Raw genomic sequence first — 1,153 nt, forward strand, 5'->3', positions numbered from 1 at the left:
TGGTCCTGACCCGTCAAACTGGTCCATTCGGAGGACAACTTTTCCGGGCATTTTGATCCTTGAGGAGGGTCAGTGCCATGAAGAGGTCACGGTATACGGAAGAACAGATCGCCTTTGCTCTGCGCCAGGCGGAGAGCGGCACGCCGGTGGCCGAGGTGATCCGCAAGATGGGCATCACCGAACCGACCTTCTACCGCTGGAAGAAGCAGTTCGCTGGCATGGGCGTGGCCGAGATCCGGCGCCTGAAGCAGCTTGAGGATGAGAACACCCGGCTCAAGAAGCTCGTGGCGGATCTGACGCTCGACAAGACCATGCTGCAGGATGTGCTCAAAAGAAAGTGGTGAAGCCCGTCGTTCGGCGTGAGGTCGCAGGCCATCTGCAGAAGACCTATGGCATCAGCGAACGGCGGGCATGCTCCGCCACTGGCTTCCAGCGCTCCTCGCAGCGCTACCGCAAGCGGTCTGATCCACAGACCGAACTGCGCATGCGGCTCAAGGAGCTGGCAGCAGCCCGAGTGCGCTACGGTTATCGCCGGCTGCACATTCTGCTGCGGCGGGAGGGCTGGCCGGTGAACCACAAGCGCACCTACCGCCTCTACCGCGAGGAGGGGCTGTCGATCCGGCCCAAAGCACCCAAGCGCAAGCGGGCCTGGCGCTACCGGCAGGGCCGGCCGGAGGTGGGTGGACCCAACGAGGTGTGGGCGATGGACTTCATGGCCGACCAGCTCTTCGACGGGCGCCCTTTCCGGATGCTGACGGTGGTGGACTGCCACACACGAGAGTCACTGGCGATCGTCCCGCGAGTGAGTTTCCGTGCCTACCAGGTCGTCGAGGCTCTTGATGAGATCGCTCAGAGCCGCGGCCGGCCGAAGAGCCTACGGGTGGACAATGGCCCGGAATTTGCCGGTCGAGCACTCGACCAGTGGGCCTATCTCAACCGGGTGGAGATCGACTTCTCCCGACCTGGAACCCCCACAGACAACGCGTACATCGAGGCCTTCAACAGCCGCCTAAGGGCGGAATGCCTGAACGCCTCTTGGTTCTTGTCCATGGCCGATGCCAGAGAGCGGATTGAAGACTGGAGGAGAGACTACAATGAGACCAGGCCACATACAGCGCTCGGTGGCTTGACCCCGAGCGCCTTCGCCCAACAA

At 62.7% G+C, this 1,153-nt stretch carries 1 protein-coding gene; it reads left to right on the top strand.

Annotation, left to right across the window (positions count from 1 at the left end):
* Window positions 1-77: 77 nt before the first annotated feature.
* Window positions 78-1,153 (top strand): IS3 family transposase gene (locus tag DES45_RS24670; RefSeq protein ID WP_114773562.1). Its coding sequence is split into 2 segments (ribosomal slippage), with 1,077 coding nucleotides annotated over them: window positions 78-339 and window positions 339-1,153; the frame shifts between segments, so codons are not numbered across the junction. This gene is flagged as partial in the annotation.

The organism is Microvirga subterranea, from assembly GCF_003350535.1.
In the GTDB taxonomy this organism is placed as follows: Bacteria; Pseudomonadota; Alphaproteobacteria; order Rhizobiales; family Beijerinckiaceae; genus Microvirga; species Microvirga subterranea.